This is a genomic window from Sphingomonas naasensis (genome assembly GCF_004792695.1).
Classification (GTDB): domain Bacteria; phylum Pseudomonadota; class Alphaproteobacteria; order Sphingomonadales; family Sphingomonadaceae; genus Sphingomonas; species Sphingomonas naasensis.
The window spans coordinates 459,078-473,471 of sequence record NZ_SRXU01000002.1; the positions used below are offsets into that span (position 1 = coordinate 459,078).

Annotated in this window: 19 protein-coding genes and 1 other RNA gene; 5 read left to right on the forward strand and 15 right to left on the reverse strand. The window is 67.3% G+C overall.

The genetic code is table 11. The annotated features are described in order from the left end of the window. Window positions 1–39: 39 nt before the first annotated feature. Window positions 40–186 (reverse strand): lmo0937 family membrane protein, encoded by a 147-nt coding sequence (locus E5A74_RS07205; protein WP_135983571.1) that lies wholly within the window; start codon window positions 184–186, stop codon window positions 40–42. A gap of 681 nt (window positions 187–867) precedes the next feature. Between E5A74_RS07205 and E5A74_RS07210 the strand changes: the two genes are divergently transcribed. Further along, entirely contained in the window at window positions 868–1,512 is a 645-nt protein-coding gene (locus tag E5A74_RS07210; protein ID WP_206365788.1) for a response regulator, read from the forward strand. Between the two features lie 21 nt (window positions 1,513–1,533). Here the strand turns inward: E5A74_RS07210 and E5A74_RS07215 are convergent, their stop codons facing one another. Then, on the reverse strand, window positions 1,534–2,736 hold the full coding sequence (locus E5A74_RS07215) for a sensor histidine kinase (RefSeq protein WP_135983572.1): 1,203 nt from the start codon (window positions 2,734–2,736) through the stop codon (window positions 1,534–1,536). Window positions 2,737–3,140: 404 nt separating this feature from the next. Next, window positions 3,141–3,551, reverse strand: coding sequence for a M67 family metallopeptidase (locus E5A74_RS07220; RefSeq protein WP_338111801.1), 411 nt, complete (start codon window positions 3,549–3,551; stop codon window positions 3,141–3,143). Between the two features lie 13 nt (window positions 3,552–3,564). On the opposite strand from E5A74_RS07220, the gene E5A74_RS07225 reads away from it, so the two are divergent. The 3 genes from E5A74_RS07225 to mtgA are packed head-to-tail and all read left to right on the forward strand — an operon-like array spanning window position 3,565 to window position 6,326. Continuing rightward, window positions 3,565–4,518 (forward strand): RluA family pseudouridine synthase, encoded by a 954-nt coding sequence (locus E5A74_RS07225; RefSeq protein ID WP_135983574.1) that lies wholly within the window; start codon window positions 3,565–3,567, stop codon window positions 4,516–4,518. Window positions 4,519–4,569: 51 nt separating this feature from the next. After that, the gene (rpoH, locus tag E5A74_RS07230) at window positions 4,570–5,475 is read left to right on the forward strand and encodes an RNA polymerase sigma factor RpoH (RefSeq protein WP_135983575.1); all 906 of its coding nucleotides are present in this window, start codon (window positions 4,570–4,572) and stop codon (window positions 5,473–5,475) included. Between the two features lie 50 nt (window positions 5,476–5,525). Continuing rightward, entirely contained in the window at window positions 5,526–6,326 is an 801-nt protein-coding gene (gene mtgA / locus E5A74_RS07235; protein WP_240699710.1) for a monofunctional biosynthetic peptidoglycan transglycosylase, read from the forward strand. Here the strand turns inward: mtgA and E5A74_RS07240 are convergent, their stop codons facing one another. The 12 genes from E5A74_RS07240 to E5A74_RS07295 all read right to left on the reverse strand — a co-directional run bounded on the left by E5A74_RS07240 (window position 6,327) and on the right by E5A74_RS07295 (window position 13,645). Beyond that, entirely contained in the window at window positions 6,327–6,572 is a 246-nt protein-coding gene (locus tag E5A74_RS07240) for a hypothetical protein (RefSeq protein ID WP_338111802.1), read from the reverse strand. It lies immediately after the preceding gene. 110 nt (window positions 6,573–6,682) lie between these two features. Then, complete coding sequence (locus tag E5A74_RS07245; protein WP_135983577.1) at window positions 6,683–7,606, reverse strand: hypothetical protein; 924 nt, start codon at window positions 7,604–7,606, stop codon at window positions 6,683–6,685. 10 nt (window positions 7,607–7,616) lie between these two features. Beyond that, on the reverse strand, window positions 7,617–7,940 hold the full coding sequence (locus E5A74_RS07250; RefSeq protein WP_135983578.1) for a YbaB/EbfC family nucleoid-associated protein: 324 nt from the start codon (window positions 7,938–7,940) through the stop codon (window positions 7,617–7,619). Continuing rightward, complete coding sequence (locus E5A74_RS07255) at window positions 7,937–9,568, reverse strand: DNA polymerase III subunit gamma/tau (RefSeq protein ID WP_135983579.1); 1,632 nt, start codon at window positions 9,566–9,568, stop codon at window positions 7,937–7,939. The genes E5A74_RS07250 and E5A74_RS07255 overlap by 4 nt, the downstream gene beginning before the upstream one ends. Window positions 9,569–9,683: 115 nt before the next feature. Next, a complete protein-coding gene (locus tag E5A74_RS21430; protein ID WP_135983580.1) occupies window positions 9,684–9,896 on the reverse strand; it encodes a type II toxin-antitoxin system RelE/ParE family toxin in 213 nt (70 codons plus the stop codon). Beyond that, on the reverse strand, window positions 9,893–10,123 hold the full coding sequence (locus E5A74_RS07265) for a ribbon-helix-helix domain-containing protein (protein ID WP_135983581.1): 231 nt from the start codon (window positions 10,121–10,123) through the stop codon (window positions 9,893–9,895). The genes E5A74_RS21430 and E5A74_RS07265 overlap by 4 nt, the downstream gene beginning before the upstream one ends. Before the next feature lie 43 nt (window positions 10,124–10,166). Continuing rightward, an RNA gene (gene ffs / locus E5A74_RS07270) (signal recognition particle sRNA small type) lies at window positions 10,167–10,264 on the reverse strand. A 69-nt stretch (window positions 10,265–10,333) separates the two neighbouring features. Then, window positions 10,334–10,624 carry a hypothetical protein gene (locus tag E5A74_RS07275; protein WP_135983582.1) on the reverse strand — a complete coding sequence of 97 codons (291 nt, stop codon included), beginning with the start codon at window positions 10,622–10,624 and terminating at the stop codon, window positions 10,334–10,336. Window positions 10,625–10,637: 13 nt separating this feature from the next. Further along, on the reverse strand, window positions 10,638–11,117 hold the full coding sequence (locus tag E5A74_RS07280; protein WP_135983583.1) for a low affinity iron permease family protein: 480 nt from the start codon (window positions 11,115–11,117) through the stop codon (window positions 10,638–10,640). Window positions 11,118–11,160: 43 nt separating this feature from the next. Continuing rightward, window positions 11,161–11,496: a 2Fe-2S iron-sulfur cluster-binding protein gene (locus E5A74_RS07285; RefSeq protein WP_135983584.1), complete on the reverse strand. Its 336-nt coding sequence runs from the start codon at window positions 11,494–11,496 to the stop codon at window positions 11,161–11,163. Next, on the reverse strand, window positions 11,493–12,584 hold the full coding sequence (locus E5A74_RS07290) for a cysteine desulfurase family protein (protein ID WP_135983585.1): 1,092 nt from the start codon (window positions 12,582–12,584) through the stop codon (window positions 11,493–11,495). The genes E5A74_RS07285 and E5A74_RS07290 overlap by 4 nt, the downstream gene beginning before the upstream one ends. Further along, the gene (locus E5A74_RS07295; protein ID WP_240699712.1) at window positions 12,581–13,645 is read right to left on the reverse strand and encodes a cysteine desulfurase family protein; all 1,065 of its coding nucleotides are present in this window, start codon (window positions 13,643–13,645) and stop codon (window positions 12,581–12,583) included. Before E5A74_RS07295 ends, E5A74_RS07290 begins: the two co-directional genes overlap by 4 nt. Before the next feature lie 91 nt (window positions 13,646–13,736). Between E5A74_RS07295 and E5A74_RS07300 the strand changes: the two genes are divergently transcribed. After that, window positions 13,737–14,393, forward strand: a complete 657-nt coding sequence (locus E5A74_RS07300; protein WP_135983587.1) for an alpha/beta hydrolase — start codon at window positions 13,737–13,739, stop codon at window positions 14,391–14,393. Window position 14,394: the final 1 nt, after the last annotated feature.

The following is a 14,394-nucleotide window of genomic DNA, read 5'->3' on the forward strand; positions in this document are numbered from 1 at the left end:
CGAGGCCGCTGCAAGCCGCGGCCTCTCGCTGCCCCATCGCTAGACGACGCGACGCCCCGAGAAGAGCTGGATGAGCCCGACGATGAGCGCGACGACGAGGATGAGGTGGATCAGCCCGCCGCCGATATGGAAGGCGAAGCCGAGCAGCCAGAGCACGATCAGAATTAGCGCGATGGTCCAAAGCATCTTGGGCACTCCATTGATACCGAAAGGCAAACGAGATGCGGGGGTGAAACGTTCCCGCGGCGCAGTTTGCCGTTCTAGGTAGAGTTCGGCCGCTGCCCCGGGGTTCCTCCCGATTGAGACAGCCCGCCCCCGCCCCCTAATCGGAGCTGCGATCGAAGAGGTCCAGGAATGCCAGTTGCCCAGCGCATTTTCCCGGGACTTCTTCCCACGCCACGATGGAACGGCTTCTCTCTCCTCCCCCCTTGAGAGGCGCGTCATCAGGTGCGGCGGCGGGATGGACAGCGACCGCCGCCGCACTGACTTCGCTGGCTACGCGCATGCGGACCGGCGGCATGCAGGGTCTGTGCTCTCCGACGCCCGCGTGCCTGCCGGAGGAACGCCCGCGCTGCGCGGCCGGCGGCAAGGGCCGCGTGAACAACGCGGCCCTTTTTTTCTGTCGGGAAACCAAGGATTTTCGCTGCGGCGGCTCGGGTATATCGACTTTGCCGCACCGGTGCGGCAAGTCATCGGCTAGGGGTTTTTCTCTATGGCCACCCGCCGCGCTTTCACGGAGACTGTTCACGGGCAAACAGGGACTGACGCGCCGGGAGACGCTTCCCAGGCGGGGCGCCGCAGCTACTGTTGGCCCGCATGTGGCGAGGACGGCGATGCAGGATGACCTTTCGGCCTTGAGGCGCTCCCGTGAGTAGCGTGACGCGCCGCATATTGATCGCCGACGATCACGACGTGGTCCGCCGCGGCGTCCGCACGCTCCTCGAGACGCGTCCCAATCTGCACATCGTGGCCGAGGCCGCCAATGGCCGCGCGGCGCTCGAGGAGGCCCGGTCGACCCAGCCCGACATCGCGGTGATCGATTATTCGCTCCCCGAGCTGAACGGCCTCGATCTCACCGCCGCGCTCAAGCGCGAAAATCCCCGGCTCGAGGTGCTCGTCTACACCATGCACGAGCGCGAGGATCTGGTGCTCGAGGTGCTCCGCGCCGGCGCGCGCGGCTATGTGCTCAAATCGGATACCGAGAAGCATCTCCTCGCGGCGATCGACGCGCTTTCGATCCACCGCCCCTATTTCTCCGGCGTGATCTCCGAAACGCTGCTCGAGCGCTTCCTCGATTCCTCCCCGCACGCCCAGGCGACGCTGACGCATCGCGAGCGCGAGGTGGTCCAGCTGATCGCCGAGGGCAAGATCAACAAGGAAGTCGGCTACATCCTCAACATCAGCGTCAAGACGGTCGAGACGCATCGCGCCTCGGCGATGCACAAGCTCAAGCTGCGCACCACGGCCGAGCTCGTCCGCTTCGCCGTGCGCAACAACATCATCGAACCCTGAAAGCGTCCGCCGGGGTCGGCGTCAGGCGGCGACGAACCCTTCGGCCGGCACGAAGGTCTGGCCAGCGCCGTCGCGCGGAATCGCGGCGGCGACGGTGGTTCCCCGCGCCACCGGGCGCGAGCGGATCGCGAAGCGTCCGCCGAGTTCGATCACCCGGTTCGCCATCGCCGCCATCCCGACGCCCGATGGCGGGCGATCGCGCCACCCTTCGGGCAGCCCGATGCCGTCGTCCTTCACCACGACGAACAGGATGTCGTCGCGGCTCTCCAGCCGGACCCGGACATGCTCCGCATGGGCATGGCGATGGATATTGGCGAGCGCCTCCTGGACGACGCGGAACATCGCCGCCTCCACGGCCGTGCCGCGGCGGCGGTCGTTCCCGTAGATTTGCACCGAAATCTGCAACCCCGAACGCTGCTCGAGCCCCTCGCACAGCGCGCCGACCGCGGCGTGCAGCCCGCAGAGCCGAAGCTCGGGCGGGTGCAGCATATAGGTCACTCCGCGCAGGTCGCGATGGAATTGCGCGAGAAGGTCGCTGATCTCCTGCGCGATCGCGATCGCCGCGGGGTCGCTGCTCACCGCGAGCAGCCGCGCCAGCCCCAGATTGACTCCGGTCAGGTGCTGCGCGGCGGTGTCGTGGAGCTCGCGCGCGACGCGCTGGCGCTCGTCTTCCTGCGCCCGGATCAGGCTCGCCTGCGCGCGCATCAGGCATGCGCTCAGGCTCAGCGTCTGCGCGCGCAGCGCGATCAGCTCGGTCACGTTGATCCGGGAGACCGTCGCGTAGCGACGATTGTCGGTCTCGAAGACCGAGATCGAGATCTGGAAATGGCAATCATCGGCGCCGGCGCGATACGATCCGATGAACTGGCTGGTGCTACCCGAATCGATCTCGCGCATGCCGCGCAGCATCACTTCGGCGCCGTTGCGGTCGACATAGAGGTTGTCGTTGAAATAGCGGGCGAGATTGCCGCCGCGGCGCAGCAGCGCGGGCTGACCGACTTGCTCGACCGCGCGCTTCCAGGCGGCATTGACCACGAGGATGTTCCAGCGGCCGTCGACCACGGCAACCTGCGCGAGCTCGTCACCGGCCAGGCCCAGATCGCCATCGGGACCGGATAGCGCGCCGACGTCATTGCAGCCTTCGGGCAGCTCGCTTGCCGCGCCTTTCCCTCTCAGGGTGAGACGCATCTCCATCGGCAACTGCGGCCCCATCAGGTACGACATCTGTTACCCCCAGATATCTGCACACGGCACCAGCTTGTTCGTTCCCTTCCCAAGGAACTCCGGCGGGCACCGCAAGCAATGCTCCGCCGAATAAATCTAACTTAAATTATCTGTTGGCGCCGCGCAACGCCCTAACGGCCCATCGCGCAGTTATTTTTCCTTTCTCATCCGAATCTTGGAACGAACGATTAAAATATGACGGCAAAATGCAATACCAACGCATACAATTGCGTCCTTGCGCCTCAACTTGGTACCGGCACCGGACGTAAAATAGAATCTGCCGCCGGTCGTCGCATTTTTTGACGTCGTATCTGTCGACACCTTCCCATGATCTGGCGACTCGCCCGTCGCGTCCGGAAAAATCTTCGGGCGATGTCCAGCGCTACTATCGGCGATCGAAAGGGCTAGGCATCGGTGAACGTCAGCTCGGTGAAACGATCCAGCACCGCCCCTGCCGGCCCGGCGCGCCACAGCCGGACTTCGCGTTCCCCGATGATCAGCCACAGCTTGCCGTCGGGCGCCGCCATCGCCGCGTCGGTGGCCGATGGCGTCGCCTCGCCGCTCGGGTGCGAGTGCCAATATCCCGCGATCTTCGGCCCGCCCGCGCGCTCGGCGCGCAGCGCGGCGAACAGCGCCGCCGGGTCGATCTCGAACCGCCGTTCGGGCGCTTCGGCCACATTCTCAACGGCTTGCATCGCAGTGACCGCATCCGCGCCACCAAACAGCAATCCACATGCCTCATGGGGCGCGCGATCCGCGGAAATCCGCCGGATACCGATCAGTACAGATCTTGAAACGCGTATCGTCATCCCCATCTATGCCTACAGAATGGACCGGGGGGTTACTACACTCGAAGCGCGGATTGCGGAGGCCGCGGACGGATGGCGGCTCGATCGCGCGCTCGCCGATGCCGTGCCCACGCTCTCCCGCGAACGCCTTAAGGCGCTGATTTCCAGCGGCGCGGTCACGGGCCCCGAGGGCCTTGCCCGCGACCCCGCGAAGAAGGCGGCGGGCGGCGCGCGGTTCAGCATCGCGGTGCCCGACCCGACCCCGGCGCACAACGAGGCGCAGGACATCGCGCTCGACATCGTCTTCGAGGACGAACATCTGATCGTGATCGACAAGCCCGCCGGGCTGGTTGTCCATCCGGCCGCCGGCAATCTCGACGGCACGCTGGTCAACGCGCTGCTCCATCATTGCGCGGGCCAGCTTTCCGGGATCGGCGGCGTCGCGCGGCCGGGCATCGTCCATCGCATCGACAAGGACACGTCGGGGCTGATGGTCGCCGCCAAGACCGACCGCGCCCATGAAGGGCTGGCGCGCCAGTTCAAGGCGCACAGCATCGATCGGCGCTACAAGGCGATCGTCGCGGGGATGGTCAAGGCATCCGAAGGCACCGTCGAAGCGCGGCTCGGGCGATCCTCGACCAATCGCAAGAAGATGGCGGTCGTCGGCGAAGGTCAGGGCAAGCATGCGATCACCCATTGGCGCCTGCTGCGCCAGTTGCGCGAGGCGGCGTTGATCGAATGCAAGCTCGAAACCGGGCGGACGCATCAGGTTCGTGTCCACATGGCTTCGATCGGGCACCCGTTATTGGGCGATCCGGTCTATGGCGGGACACGGCCGGCGCACCGGACAGTTTTGGCAACGCTGGATTTCCGTCGACAGGCCTTGCATGCGGCCCATCTGGGGTTCATTCACCCCGTGAAAAGCCACGCTTTGGCATTCGATAGCGAAATGCCTGCGGACATGCAGGAACTGTTCAATAAGCTCATCGTATGAATTTGGTGGCGCTGCCCTTGTGGTATCGCGCCCAGTGAAGGGAGATTGATCATGGCAAATGGCAGCAACGTCCCGGCGACGATTCCTGCTCTCGGCGGCGAGGCGAGCCTCAACCGCTACCTGGCCGAGATCAAGAAGTTTCCGATCCTCGCGCCCGAGCAGGAATATATGCTCGCCAAGCGCTTTCAGGAGCATGGCGACCCCGATGCGGCCGCACAGCTGGTCACCTCGCATCTGCGTCTCGTGGCGAAGATCGCCATGGGCTATCGCGGCTATGGCCTGCCCGTCTCCGAGCTGATCTCGGAAGGCAATATCGGCCTGATGCAGGGCGTGAAGAAGTTCGAGCCCGATCGCGGCTTCCGCCTCGCCACCTATGCGATGTGGTGGATTCGCGCCTCGATCCAGGAGTTCATCCTGCGCTCGTGGAGCCTCGTGAAGATGGGCACCACTGCCGCGCAGAAGAAGCTGTTCTTCAACCTGCGCCGGATGAAGGCCAAGCTCGACGCGTTCGAGGACGGCGATCTCTCGCCCGAGCATCTCGCCAAGATCGCCACCGATCTGGGCGTGACCGAGGAAGAGGTCACCTCGATGAATCGCCGCATGGCGATGGGCGGGGATACCTCGCTCAACGTGCCGATGCGCGAGGATGGCGAGGGCCAGTGGCAGGATTGGCTGCAGGACGACAGCCAGCTCCAGGACGAGGCCGTGGCCGAGGCGCAGGAGGCGGATGTCCGTCACGAGATGCTCGTCGACGCGATGGAAGATCTCAACGAGCGCGAGAAGCACATCCTCACCGAGCGTCGCCTGACCGACGATCCCAAGACGCTCGAGGAACTCTCGCAGGTCTATGGCGTGTCGCGCGAGCGCGTCCGCCAGATCGAGGTCCGCGCCTTCGAGAAGCTCCAGAAGGCGATGATGCGCCTCGCCGGCGAGAAGCGGCTTCTCGCTGCCTACTGACGACGACGAAGCGGTTGCGTTGATCGACGGGCGCCGCCAATCGTGCCCCCATGGGTGACGAACGGAACGACGATCCGATGCAACCGCCGCGTGCGACCCGGGCACCGCAAGTGACGACGCGCGTCGATACGCCCGGGGCCGAGGCGGCGCCCAAACGTCCGCGCAAGACGCTGCGGCGGCGGATCCTCGGCTGGATCGTCAAGGCGATCCTCATCTTCGTGATCGGCTCGGTGCTGTGGGTCGCGGCGCTGCGCTTCATCAATCCGCCGATCACCTTCACGATGATCGGCGACATCGTCGGCGGCCACGGCGTCACCAAACGCTGGATGAGCCTCGACCGCATCGATGCGAGCATGGCGCGCGCCGCGATCGCCGCCGAGGACGGCCGCTTCTGCGAGCATAACGGCTTTGATTACAAGGCGATCGCCGCCGCCGCGGCGCGTAACGCCACCGGCAAGAAGCGCATCCGCGGCGGATCGACGATCAGCCAGCAGACCGCCAAGAACGTCTTCCTCTGGCAGGGCGGCGGCTATTTCCGCAAAGGCCTCGAGGCGTGGTTCACGCTGCTCATCGAGAATATCTGGGGCAAGCGCCGGATCATGGAAGTCTATCTCAACGTCGCCGAGACCGGGATCGGCACCTATGGCGTCAACGCCGGCGCGATGCGCTATTTCAAGCATGACGCGTCGCGGATGACCGATCGCGAGGCCGCGCTGATCGCCGCGGTGCTGCCGCTTCCCAAGGAACGCGCCGCGATCGACCCGAGGGGCTTCACGCGGCGCTACGGCAATTCGATCAATCGCCGGATCGGCGTCGTTGCGGGCGACGGGCTCGACGCCTGCCTGCGCTGATCAGTCGACCTTCTTCGCGGCATCCTTGGCGGCGCCGCCGACGTCCTTGGCCGCGCCGCCGACGTCCTTCGCGGCCTGGGTGATCGCGTCGGTCTTCACATTCTCGCGGTTGTTCTGGTTGATCAGATAGAGCGCGCCGATCACCACGAGGACCAGCACCGCCAGCCCGATCAACAGGCCCGCGCCGCCACCGCCGCGCCGCTCGATCACGGTCGTGCTGCCGGGTGCGCTCGCCGTCTCGGTCACGCGCTCCGAAGTCGTACCATCGGTACGCTCAACAACTCGATCGACCATTGTTTTTCTCTCCCGAAAAGTCCGGCCTTCCAACGTGAGAGCCGCTTGTCGGGTTCCACCTGTCACTGCCAGGGCCACAGCCCCGCGCGGCGGCGCGCATAGCGCAGCACCTTCTTCGCCGGCATCGCCACCTGCCAAGCCGAGGGGTCGGCGTCGCCTCCGATCCGCTGGAGATGCGGCCGCGCGCGGCGATGCTCTCCGGCCATGAACCAGACAAAGGCGAACCAATTGTCGGCGAGCAATCGCGCAGAAAGGTCGTCGGTGTCCGATTCGAGCACCTTGGCGGAGGCCCGGTCCATCTCTTCGAGAACTGCGGAATCGCGGAAATAGGCAGCGGCCTTCGCCGCCGCTTCCGGGCCGTCCTCGAACTGCTCGTACCAGAGCTGCTGCTCGAAATGCGCCCGTGCGATCAGCATCTGCGTGCCGGGCGGGTCGCGGTCCGCCACCAGCCGCGCGATCCGCCACATCGCCTCGTGCGAGCCGCCCCATTTCTGCGTCCGCGCCGAGAGCAGCCGCCCCCAGCCCGAGGCGGGCACGCCGGTCGCGGAGAGCAGCGCGCGCTCGGCAAACGCCTTGTCATCCTCCGAAGCATCGACGCTCGCCGCCATCAGCCATGCCGCGGCGACGCCGAACTGCGGATTCGCCGCCACCGCGCGGTCGAGGAGAAGCTGCGCCCGCTCGAGCAGCGGGACATAGGTTTCCCACACATCTTCCGAGATCTCAGCGGCCCGGCCATAGCCGCGCACCCGCCCTGCGCGCTGCTGCAGCAGGACGCCGGCGAGGAGAAGGCCAGCCGCCTCGTCGTCGGTCGCCAGCGCCTCTATCGATGCATCCATCGGCGCCCGCTCGCCGAGCAGGCGCAGCGCCGTGAAGGCCTCTTCGGGTGGCAATTGCGTCGCTGCCGCCTTGAGCCCCGGCCAGTCCCCGCGCGCGAGCATCCCGGTCATCCGGGACGCAAGCGCCTCGGTATTGATCCCCCTCTTCACGAATTTCCCCTTAGAAAGGCAGCTTGAATCCGGGCGGCAGCGGCAGCCCGCTGCTCATCTTCGACATCTCCGCCTGCGACGCCGCGTCGGCCTTGGCGCGCGCGTCGTTGAACGCCGCCGCGACGAGGTCCTCGAGCATGCCCTTCTCCGACGGCGCGAGCAGCGATTCGTCGATGTCGACGCCGATGATCCGGCCCTTGGCGCTCGCCCTGACCTTGACCAGCCCGCCGCCCGAGGCCCCCTCGACCTCGATCGTGTCGAGCGTCGCCTGCGCCTTGGTCAGCTCGTTCTGGACGTTCTGTGCCATCGCCATGATGTCTTCGAGGCTCTTCATGCCTGATTACTCCGTGTTTTGGTCCAGCCGATCAGCTCGGCATCGGGAAAGGCTTCGATCGCCGCCGCGACCACCGGCGAGGCCAGCACCGCGTCGCGCTCGGCGGCTTCGTTCGCGGCCGCTTCCTCGCGCAGCGTCGGCGCCGCTGCGTCCTCAACGCAGGTCAGCCGCCAATTGACCCCGGTCGATTCGCGCAGCGCCGCGCCCAGATCGCGGATGAAATCCTGCGGCAGGTCGCGGGCGGCGCCGAAATCGAACTCCGAGCCCTCGAACCGCACCGGGCGCAGATAGTCGCGCACCTGCTGGGCGAGCTGGAAACGCTTGTTGCGCTCGAGATGCGCGACGAGCTCGGCCATGTTGCCCGGCATCGCCGGCTCGGCGGAGGTCGCGACCGCGGCGGGCGCCGACGCGGGAAGCGAAACGCTCACGCTGCCGTTCGCGATCTGGCGCGCCAGCTCGCCGGGATCGGGCAGTTGCGAGGCATGGATCACGCGCAGCAGCGCCATCTCGCACGCCTCGATCGGCAGCACCGCCCTGGCGACTTCGTCATGGCCGCGCAGCAGCAGCTGCCACAGCCGGTGCAGCGCCGGGAAGGACAGCCCCGCCGCCCAATCCTGCAGCGCCTTCAATTCCTCGGTCGATTGCCCGGCATTCGCCTCGGTGCCGAGCTTGGCGAGAGTCACGCCATGGACCGTCTCGAGCAAGGTGCGCAGCACCGCCTGCGGATCGACGCCGAGATCATATTGCCCGCGCAGCGCCGCAAGCGCGCCCGACGCGTCGCCGGCGAGCAGCAGCCCGAACAGCGTCCGGATCGCGCCGCGGTCCGAGAGGCCGAGCATCTGGCGCACCGCCTCGGCGTGCACCCCGCCGCCTTCGAGCCCGGCATGCGCGATCGCCTGGTCGAGGATCGACAGCCCGTCGCGCGCCGAGCCCTCCGCTGCGCGCGCAATCAGCGTCAGCGCCTCGGGCTCGGCCTCGACGCCTTCGGCCTGCGCGACCATCGCGAAATGCGCGGCGAGCTTCTCGGCCGGAATGCGGCGCAGATCGAAGCGCTGGCAGCGCGACAGCACCGTCACCGGCACCTTGTTCACTTCGGTGGTGGCGAACAGGAACTTCACATGCGCCGGCGGCTCCTCGAGCGTCTTGAGCAGCGCGTTGAACGCGCTCTTCGACAGCATATGGACTTCGTCGATGATGTAGATCTTGTAGCGCGCCGACACCGCCGAATAGCGCGACGCCTCGATGATCTCGCGGACATCGTCGACGCCGGTATGGCTCGCCGCGTCCATCTCGATCACGTCGATATGCCGCCCCTCGGCGATCGCCCGGCACGGCTCGCAGACCCCGCACGGATCGATCGTCGGCCCGCCCTGCCCGTCGGGACCGATGCAGTTGAGCGCCTTGGCGATCAGCCGCGCCGTCGAGGTCTTGCCGACCCCGCGGACGCCGGTGAGCAGGAACGCATGCGCCAGTCGGTCGCGCTTGATCGCGTTGCCCAGGGTCTGGACCATCGCGTCCTGGCCGATCAGTTCGCTGAACGTCTGCGGCCGGTATTTGCGGGCGAGCACACGGTACGCATTGTCGCGCGGCTGCGGGGGTTCGTCGAGGCCAAGCAGGGAATCGGACATCGCAACCTATCTAGGTTGCCGCGCGGCGGATGTCGAAGGCTCAGCGCAGGTGGCGTGGCAAGTCCATGCGGACGTGGAGGATGCGCTCGATCTCGATATGATCGGAGAGGATGCGTTAGAAGACAATGTGTTCGCGATGGCGCAGCTTGCGATAGCCCTCGCGGATATCCGAAGTCGGGCCGAGCTCCGGATTTTCGCGAAGGCGAACGAACGATGGATTGAACGAGCGCAAATAGCCATCGGCGCGCGATACACCCCAGCGCTCGAGCGTCCAGGAATAGATGGCGTCTAGATCGCGACCAGCGGCTCGCGATACTCGTAGCTTCACAGACCCGCGCGCTTGCGGCCTTCCGCTATGATGTCCTCGATCGAGCGTTCATCGAACCCGCTCTCCTCGCCTTCGATCAAGGCGGCGATCAGCGCGTCGCGCCTTTGCCGATGATCCCGTATCAGCGCGGCGATGAACTCGGCAGGACCTGGGAACCCCCCATCCCGCACGCCCTGATCCAGTTCGGCGCGCAAGCCCTCGGGAACCTCGATGTTAAAATGTTCCATATCCGGAATCTCCGCCCGGGCAGGATCTTTGTCAATGTGAGGCAAAGGTGGGAGCCGGAACGACCCGCGGCGAAATCGTTACGGCTGCTTCCTTCCGGATCTGACCGGGTTGGCGACGACCACGTCCGCCCGACTCCCGCGGCGCATATGGGCAAAGTCCGCGGCTTAGGCAAGTGCGGGAGCGCGGGAACGGCGCGCTCCCGAAATCCGTCACCGATAATAGCGGACCTTGCGGCAAACGCGGACGCGGTGGCCATGGCGCCATTCGCGCTTGCACACCGTGCGATAATAGGCCCGGCGATGGCGGCGGTCGTAGCGGCGATGTTCCTCGCGATGATAGCGCCGGCCGTCCTGCGCGACGAGGCTGGTCGCGCTCGCCGCGATGGCCGCGGCCGAGACCGCCGGCGCCGCCGTCGACACCGGCGCCGCCGATGCCGCCGATGCCGCGGGCACCGCCAGAATCGCGGCGGCAGCGGCCGCCGCTAGCGTGATGATCTTCATGCGTGCTCTCCTGTCATGCTCTCCCCTGCGATCGCTGCAAATCCGGAACGTCGTCGCTGGTTCCGTCGGCGTCGGCATCGGCAGCCCTCGTGGTGGTCGTCAGGTTCTTGCCGCGCCGCTGCGCCAGCTCTTCTTCGGCGCGGTCGCCGGAGATCCGCAGCGCCTCGAGTTCGACTTCGCTCTTGCTCTCCACTTCCATCAGCTCGTCGCGCGCGCCCTTCATCGCGTGGATCAGTTCGTCGATCTTGAGATGCAGCGCCACTTCGTGCCGCTTCTGCTGGTTGAGCACCATCTGGGTGAGCGTGATCGCGAGCACCGAGAGGACGAGGGTGAGCACCGCGGTGGCCTTGTCGCCCAGCGGGAGCAGGAACCACGCCAGACAGAAGACGATGACTCCGACCAGCGCGATCGGATGGCCGGCGATGTTTGCGCCCCTGTCCGAGATGCGGCAGCCGAAATTGTAGAGCGTCTGCCGAAGCTTGGGCGTTTCCATCACGGCGCAGAACGGCTGGCGTCCGCCCCCGTTCCGTCGCGCTTCAGCGCCCCTGCATGTCGCGATGCTCGGGCGGCATCCGCACGGTGATGCCGTCGAGGCTCGCGTCGAGCACGATCTGGCAGGCGAGCCGGCTGGTCCGCGTCGCGCCGATCGCGAGGTCGAGCATGTCCTCCTCTTCCTCGCTCGCCCGCGGTAGCCGCGCGAAATCCTCGCCGCCGATGATGACATGACAGGTCGAGCACGACATCTGCCCCTCGCAGGTGCCCTCGAGCGGTTGACCGGCATTCTGCGCCACCTCGAGCAGGATCGCGCCCTCGGCGGCCTCGACCTCGCGGGTCTCGCTCTCGTCGGCGCTGACGAACCGGACGCGGATCATGCCGCCACCTTCTGTCCGCGCGCCGCCGCGACGATCCGGTCGAGCGCGGCGAGCAGTTCCTCTTCCGTGGTGTAGCGCCCGAAGCCGATCCGGATGCTCGATCGCGCCTCGCTGTCGCGCAATCCGATCGCGCGCAGCACATGGCTCGGCCGCCCCGATCCGCTCGCGCACGCCGATCCCGCCGAAAAGGCGATGTCGCGCAGGTCCGACATCAGCCGGGCGACATCGAGCCCGTCGCGGCGAATATTGAAATTGCCGTGGTAGCGCTCGGCTTGCGAGCCGTTGAGCATCCATTCGCCGCCGACCCGCGCGAGCGCCGCGCGGAACAGTTGCTCGGCATGGGCATGATCCGCCCCGAAACGCTGCTTGGCGAGCCGCGCCGCGGCGCCGAATCCTGCGCACAGCGCCGGCGACAGCGTTCCCGATCGTCCCGCCGGCTCCTGTCCGCCGCCATGGAGCAGCGGCGCGAGCGTGATGCCATCGCGAATCCACAGCGCGCCGACGCCCTTCGGCCCGTGAATCTTGTGCGCGGAGACCGCGATCAGGTCGCACTCTTCCGGGATCAGCACCCGGCCATAGCCTTGCACCGCGTCGCACAGGAACAGCGCGCCCGCGCGATGCGCCAGCTCGGCGAGCTGCGCGATCGGCTGGATCACTCCGATCTCGTTGTTGACCAGCATCGCCGCGACCAACCCGGTCCCGGGCTGGATCGCCGCCCGCGCCGCCGCGAAATCGGCCAGTCCGTCGCTTCCCACCGGCAGCACGGTGACCGGACGCCCCTTGCGCGCTTCGGCCTCGACCGTGTCGAGCACCGCGGCATGTTCGCTCGCGAGCGTGACGATCGGCCCGGTCGTGCCCTTGATCGCCCAATTGAGCGCCTCGGTCGCGCCGCTGGTGAAGCTCAACGTGCCGCCCCCGGGCATCAGCGCGGCGATATCGTCGCGCGCCACCTCCACCGCGGCTTTGGCCTTGCGCCCCTCCGCATGCGCCGAATGCGGATTGGCGTGCTGGCTCTCGAGCCACGGCAGCATCGCGGCGAGCGCCTCGGGGGCGAGCGGCGTGGTCGCCTGATAGTCGAGATAGGTCATGCCGCGCGCGTCCGCGCCTCGGCGGCGATCTCGCACCACAGCGCCGCGAAGGCATCGACCTCGTCCTCAGTGGTGCCGCGCCCGAAGCTCACCCGCACGACTTCGCGCAGCGCCGGCTCGGCCCAGCCCATCGCGGTCAGCACGTGGCTGGGCCGCAAGCTTCCCGACGAGCAGGCGCTCCCCGCCGATACCGAAATCCCCGCCATGTCGAAGCGGATCAACTGGGCTGCGGCGGAAACGCCGGGCATCCGATAGGCCCCGATCAGCGGCGACCGCGCGCTCTCCGCGCCGACGATCTCCGCACCCACCAGCGCCGCCTCCAGCCGGGCGCGCAACGCCGCGGGTCCGTGCAGGTCCTCGGGCACCTCCACGGCAGCGGCGAAGCCCAATGCCCCCGGCAGATTCTCGGTGCCCGCGCGATAGCCCTTTTCCTGGCCGCCCATCGGCATCAGCGCGGCGAAATCGCGAACGAACAGCGCGCCGATCCCCGGCGGCCCGCCCCTCTTGTGCGCCGATACCGCAACCAGATCGGCGTGGCGCAGCACCGCCGCGGAGGCCCGCGCCGGCATCTGCGCGGCATCGACCAGCAACAGCCCGCCCGCCGCGTGCACGATCTCCGCAATCGCCTCGATCGGTTGAATCACCCCCGTCTCGCTGTTGGTCCGCTGCACGCAGAGCAGCACGCGCGGTCCGATCGCGGCCCTGAGCGCGTCCAGATCGAGCGTGCCGTCGGTCCGCACCGGCAGCACCTGCGCGCCCTCGGCATGGCGCAGCACCGAATCATGCTCGACCGCGGTGATCAGCACGCGCTCGGCCATCGCGCGACGCAGGCCGATCCACAGCGATTCGCTCGCGCCGCTGGTCAGGATCGTCTCGTGCGCCCAGCCATAGGCCGCGGCGATCCGCGCGCGCGCCGCCTCCAGCGCCGCCCGTGCCGCACGGCCCTCGGCATGCGGCGAAGAGGGGTTCGCCCAGCGCTCCATCCCCTCGATCACCGCCGCCCTGGCGGGCGCGATCATCGGCGTCGTCGCGGCATGGTCCAGATAGATACGGTCGGCCAAGTTGGTTCCAATTGCGTGAAGGGCGGCGCTGCCTATATAGCGCCCAACTCCCCGCGCTCCACTGCGCGCCCCATTTTCAAGGCAGGCTACATTGCCCGAAGTCATCTTCCCCGGTCCCGAAGGCCGCCTCGAAGGCCGTTTCGCCCCTGCGCCCAAGCCGCGCGCGCCCGTCGCGATGATCCTCCACCCGCATCCCAATGCGGGCGGCACGATGAACAATCGCATCGTCCAGGAGCTCTACAAGACCTTCCAGCGCCGCGGCTTCGCGACGCTGCGCTTCAATTTCCGCGGTGTCGGCAAGAGCCAAGGCACGTTCGACAACGGCATCGGCGAGCTCTCGGATGCCGCTTCGGCGCTCGATTGGGTGCAGAGCTTCCACCCCGAGGCCTCGACCACGTGGATCGCCGGCGTCTCGTTCGGCGCGTGGATCGGCATGCAGCTGCTGATGCGCCGCCCCGAGATCCGCGGCTTCATCTCGGTCGCGCCGCCGGCCAACATGTACGATTTCAGCTTCCTCGCGCCCTGCCCCAGCTCGGGCATCATAATCCAGGGCGAAGCCGACGAAGTCGCGACTCCGGCGGCGACGCAGAAGCTGGTCGACAAGCTGCGCACCCAGAAGCACATCACCATCCATCACGACACCATTCCGGGCGCGAATCACTTCTTCGAGCACGAGATGGACCAGCTGATGGGCTCGGTGGACCGCTATCTCGACATGCGGCTCGATCCCAACTCGCCGATCCGCTGAG